General features: G+C 53.8%; 5 protein-coding genes. 1 reads left to right on the top strand and 4 read right to left on the bottom strand.

Annotated features, from left to right (window positions below):
• Positions 1–178: 178 nt before the first annotated feature.
• The 3 genes from CLV58_RS27790 to CLV58_RS27780 are packed head-to-tail and all read right to left on the bottom strand — an operon-like array spanning position 179 to position 2,079.
• Entirely contained in the window at positions 179–607 is a 429-nt protein-coding gene (locus tag CLV58_RS27790) for a hypothetical protein (protein ID WP_106141107.1), read from the bottom strand.
• 21 nt (positions 608–628) lie between these two features.
• Positions 629–1,765, bottom strand: coding sequence for a relaxase/mobilization nuclease domain-containing protein (locus CLV58_RS27785; protein WP_106141106.1), 1,137 nt, complete (start codon positions 1,763–1,765; stop codon positions 629–631).
• Positions 1,762–2,079 carry a plasmid mobilization protein gene (locus tag CLV58_RS27780; RefSeq protein ID WP_170108824.1) on the bottom strand — a complete coding sequence of 106 codons (318 nt, stop codon included), beginning with the start codon at positions 2,077–2,079 and terminating at the stop codon, positions 1,762–1,764. The genes CLV58_RS27785 and CLV58_RS27780 overlap by 4 nt, the downstream gene beginning before the upstream one ends.
• A gap of 237 nt (positions 2,080–2,316) precedes the next feature.
• On the opposite strand from CLV58_RS27780, the gene CLV58_RS27775 reads away from it, so the two are divergent.
• Positions 2,317–2,574 (top strand): hypothetical protein, encoded by a 258-nt coding sequence (locus CLV58_RS27775; protein WP_106141105.1) that lies wholly within the window; start codon positions 2,317–2,319, stop codon positions 2,572–2,574.
• Between the two features lie 1,091 nt (positions 2,575–3,665).
• On the opposite strand, the gene CLV58_RS27765 is transcribed toward CLV58_RS27775, so the two are convergent.
• Positions 3,666–4,445 carry an IS3 family transposase gene (locus tag CLV58_RS27765; protein WP_245882494.1) on the bottom strand — a complete coding sequence of 260 codons (780 nt, stop codon included), beginning with the start codon at positions 4,443–4,445 and terminating at the stop codon, positions 3,666–3,668.
• Positions 4,446–4,574 lie beyond the last annotated feature (129 nt).

Here is a 4,574-nt window from a genome sequence, read left to right as displayed (position 1 = left end):
GCAGCCAATATTGTAATTTATGAAAATTGATACATGTATCATTTATTAAACGGTTGATAATATCGCATAGTACATAGTGGGATTGCTTCAAAAGCTTTCAAACCACAGAAGCAAACTCAATAAAGTACAACAAATGGACTCTTGTCTTATACAAAAGCTAGAAGTAAACCAACCAATGTTAATGTTTAGGCCCCTTATATTGATGGTGAATCGGGGCCTCGATGAGCTGCTTTAGTTCACCCGCTTTGAAGCCCAGCTCTGCCGCCGTGGCCTGCCCGTGCTTATCCGAGTAGATGTATTTGCCGTCCGCCCCCTGCCGACGGCGGATAGGGGGATTGGTTTGCGTAGCCGATTGCAGGTAGGTCGTGAACTGAGCCCAATTGCCCGTCGCCTTCGCAGCGGCCCGCAAACGACGCTGCATGCTGGCCACCCAATCCGGAGTCGGGCCGCTAGTGACAGTGGTGGCAGTTGGTGGGGCAGCAGGCATAACGGCTCCACTCGTCGAACCAGCGGTGGGGGCCTGCGCCTGACGGCTTTGGCGTAGGGCGTTGTAGCGCTCGACCAACCCGTTATACTTCTCAACGTGAGCCTTCCACGTCTCGGCCATCTCCCGGTAGCGCTGCCGTTCCTACTCTAACACCGATTCGAGCTGGTTTAGCCGGGCCGCTTGTCCCCCGTATTGCTGCTGTAGGCTCCCCAGCTTATCGATCAGATCCGGCACTTGGTCGGCTTTCTCCTTTTGCTGCACGTAGGCCTGGTAGGTGCGTTGCAGCTGCTGCTTCAGCTGCTCGATCTGGGTCCGATCCGCCGGGTCGGGTTGGACAACCGTTTTGGGCCGCTGATTCAGCAGGGCCTTCTGCATGGCTGTCCGCTTTTCGTAGGCTTCGTCGCGTTCATCCCGTAACCGCTTCAACTCGGCCTGCTGAGCCGGGTCAGGCCGTACAATCTCCACCACCGCCGGCTTCTGCTCCAGTTCGTGTCTGAGCCGATTGATCTCGGTCTCGTACTCGGCCCGGTTGGCTTCCAGCCGCGTGACCAGCTGCTGGTATTTGTAGCCCACGGCCGACCCCTTGATCGGCTGGCCATCTCCCTGCCGGAAGCTGATCCCGTAGGTACCCTTGCTGTTGGTGGCCAGCTGGGTGGTGATGCCGTGTCCCTTCAGATCCTCGGTTAACTCGGCTAGGGTAGTGGGTTTCTGCTCGGTCAGCACGTGGGTTAAGATAGCCCCCACCGTCGCCCGGTTAGCCTGGGTCGCTGCGCTGTGATCCCGCAGACTCGTCCGCTGCTCGGGCAGCGCAAGCAGGGCCAGTTCCTGCTCGATCTGGCGGGTCGTTTTGACGTTACGAGCGTAGTTGTGACTCGTGTCCAGGGCAGGACCGTCGTCCAGCCGAACCCGGTTGATGTAGATGTGAATGTGAGCGTGAGCGGTGTCGTGGTGCTGGAAGATGGCCACCTGGTGCTGATAAGGGTCGGCTCCCATCCCCTGGCAGTACTGCCGGGCAGCGGCCCGCCATTGCTCGACACTCAGCTGCTCGCCGGGCTGGGCCGACAGGGAGGTATGCCAGACGGGGGTTTGGCAACGACTACCCTGGGCCACCGCAGCCATTTCAGCGGCCATACCCTGCCAGTCATCGCTAATCAGATTGTAGCTGGCCAGCAAGGCTACTTTGGGCTGTTTGTGCTGCCGTTGCTGGGTGGTCAGGGCTGCAGCGGCGTAACCCAGGGCGCTGTCAAAGCTACGGCCGGTGGTGGTTTTAGCAATCATGATAGCAACTGGTTGAGTTGGCTAATTAACCCGTGAATACCCACCACGTCGAGTTGACCCGTGTGGGCGTAGCGGGTCAACTGATTCAGGTTGTTGGCCAGGCTGGCCAGCTGCGCCCGTTCGGGTTTGGTCAGCATACTAAGGCTGGTACCACCGGGGGTACCCACCGAAAGACCCGCCGAACACAGCGCCGACCGGCGTAAGTATTCCGACATTTTCAGGCCCGCAGCAGCGGCCCGCTGGGCGATCTGTTGGCATTCGGCCTCGGTCACGCGCAGATCCAGACGGTGGGTTTTGGATGAGTTATTTTCCATGGCATGGGGTGTCGGGGCGGGCCCTGACCAGGGCAAGACCGGTAGCGAAGCGTAAAGCCGGGCGGTTGACTTTGTACACGCAGAACCGACGAGAGGTTTGTGTGTACAAAGTCATACTTACTCACCATCCGGCACGGAGCTACGAACCGAATAGATACCGCGCAAAACAGCAATGAATGCTGGCCGTATTTTTGTCAAAGCACCTTCCTGACTAAAAACAAAACAACCTATCCAACCATGACCAACACAATCAAGCTCGTGGCCACCGACAGTACGGGATGTTATCACCAGCGTCGCTGGAAGATGCACTCCATCGACGCCAGTTTCAGCGTAATCAACATGCTCGTCAACAAGGGATGGCAATTCCAACACATCACCCTGATCGACTTCCAGGGCCATTTCGTAGACCTGCCCGTTGAAGCATTCGATGGACAACCCATGAGCTGGCACCTTGACCAGCTGCAACAGCAGTGGCAGGCTATTTTAGGAGGGTAAACAGGCTACTGAACGGACAACGGATCTTTCCGGAATCAGCTGGCTCGATTGCAACAGCAGGGCTATATTGCCACGTCCAGACCAGCCTAGGGTTGGCTGGACAGGTATGTAAGTGGGTAGGTCTATGGCCCTGCTGTAGATCTACCTTTTGTGAACAGCAGCTATTGACCACCCCGCAGGAGACGATTTAAGGCCCTTGGCCACACGATCGACGTAGTGCTCACTTCTCATCGGCAAACCAGAGATCGGGGCATCGGAGCCACAAAAAGGGCCGTAGGAAAGGAAAAACCCCTCGCTGTACAAAAGGGGTGAAAAAAGACCCTTCCAGACTGGAAATAACTATATTTATAGTTATCTACTCTCCTTTCCTTTTTTTGCTTTTTTCTTTCTCTTCCCTTTTGTCTTTTGATCGACTCGTCAGGATTGTGGCTTTAGTAACTTTTGATCTAGCGTCAGCTGCCCTAAAACCCCCTGTCAAAGCCACTTCTGGGAGCCTCGCATGCGAGTGCATACACGCGAGACAAGTGTTTGTGTATTCGCGCTTTAACCGCAAAATTATTTGCTTTCTAAAGCGCATAAATTTCCTATAAAATGTTGGTATTTAGGCAGTTATGTTGAGTTGGTGACGAATACGCCCCAAATGTGTTAACTACCCCATAGTACAAACAAAAAAGCAGACTGGCAATACCGGTCTGCTTTTCGCTTCTATCCACACCATAAGGGCGTATGATCGTCCCTTTGATAAGACAAAAGTAGATGAGTTCTGAGACATACAGACTGTATCCTGACAGTAGGCTACAAAAAAGGCTAACCCAAATGAATCAGCCTTTTCATCTTAATTTTTGTCTTGCTGGACAGCTCGAATCAAATAGGCGTGTTCAAGCCTCTATGGCTATATTGTTCAGGAGCCGAACTGTTTTAGCAACTTGCAGTTGCTAAAACAGTTCGCTACGAAGGTAGTGAGAGACAGATAAAAGTTATATACATTTGTATATAAATAAAAATATAGTTGCCGCCCCTTTTTTCCCTTTTTAGTAACGCGCGGTCCTTCTGTGTTATCCCCCGTTCAGTACGCCAGTTGCGGTTAGAGCCTAAACCGCTTGTTTGTACTCCATCGGTGTTAGAAAGCCCAACGCCTGATGCGGTCGCTTGGTGTTATAGTCGTCTAACCATCCACCGACAATCTCACGCACTTGAGCTAAGTTAGCAAATGAATATGCATCCAGTACTTCCCGCCGAAAACTCCCATTGAACCGCTCAATGTAGGCATTCTGGGTCGGCTTACCGGGCTGAATCCAATGCAGCTCGATGCCGTTCGGCTCACACCATTCGCTCAGGATCGCACTGATAAACTCGGGGCCGTTGTCACAACGTAGTTTAGTGGGCTTACCGTAGGCGTCGATTAAGCGCTGCAACAGCCGAACCACCCGCCCGGCTGGTAAAGAGTAGTCTATTTCTATCCCCAAGGCCTGCCGGTTATAGTCGTCTAAGACGTTCAACGTCCGAAACCGGCGACCGTCCCGTAATGCATCGCTCATGAAGTCGAGTGACCAAGTCTGATTCACTGCTGCTGGGGGAGTTAAGGGTTGTCGCAGTCGGGCTGGTAGGCGTTTACGTCGGCGTCGGGGTAGGTTTAATCCCATCTGCCGGTAGACTCGCCAGACCCGCTTATGGTTGAAGCTATAGTTAAGCCGACGCAATCGGTGATGAATCTTCCAAAAGCCCCAACCTGGGTGCTTCTGAGCCACAGCTTCAATGGCCTGTTCGACGGCTTGATCCGGTTGACGCTTACTGGAACGGTCGTAGCTACGGCGGTTGAGGCCCGCCACTCGACAGGCCCGGCGTTGGCTAAACGCCTTAGCTTTGACCATCCACTGCGCCAACTGACGGCGGTCGGCAGGCCTCACCGCTGGTACTGTCGTGAAAAGCAACTTTTGAGATAGGACTTTTTTCATATCTTTGGACTACAAGTAGGACAACTCGGCTTCGGCCACTTGATC

Origin of the sequence: Spirosoma oryzae (assembly GCF_003002825.1) — a bacterium.
GTDB classification, from domain to species: domain Bacteria; phylum Bacteroidota; class Bacteroidia; order Cytophagales; family Spirosomataceae; genus Spirosoma; species Spirosoma oryzae.
The sequence above is the reverse complement of the archived record's forward strand: the minus strand, read 5'-3'. Positions and strand labels throughout refer to the sequence as shown.

Excerpts from the sequence above, each read along its gene's own strand:
- CLV58_RS27785 (WP_106141106.1), bottom strand. The coding sequence starts at position 1,765 with ATGATTGCTAAAACCACCACCGGCCGTAGCTTTGACAGCGCCCTGGGT.
- CLV58_RS27780 (WP_170108824.1), bottom strand. The coding sequence starts at position 2,079 with ATGGAAAATAACTCATCCAAAACCCACCGTCTGGATCTGCGCGTGACC.
- CLV58_RS27790 (WP_106141107.1), bottom strand. The coding sequence starts at position 607 with ATGGCCGAGACGTGGAAGGCTCACGTTGAGAAGTATAACGGGTTGGTC.
- CLV58_RS27765 (WP_245882494.1), bottom strand. The coding sequence starts at position 4,445 with ATGGTCAAAGCTAAGGCGTTTAGCCAACGCCGGGCCTGTCGAGTGGCG.
- CLV58_RS27775 (WP_106141105.1), top strand. The coding sequence starts at position 2,317 with ATGACCAACACAATCAAGCTCGTGGCCACCGACAGTACGGGATGTTAT.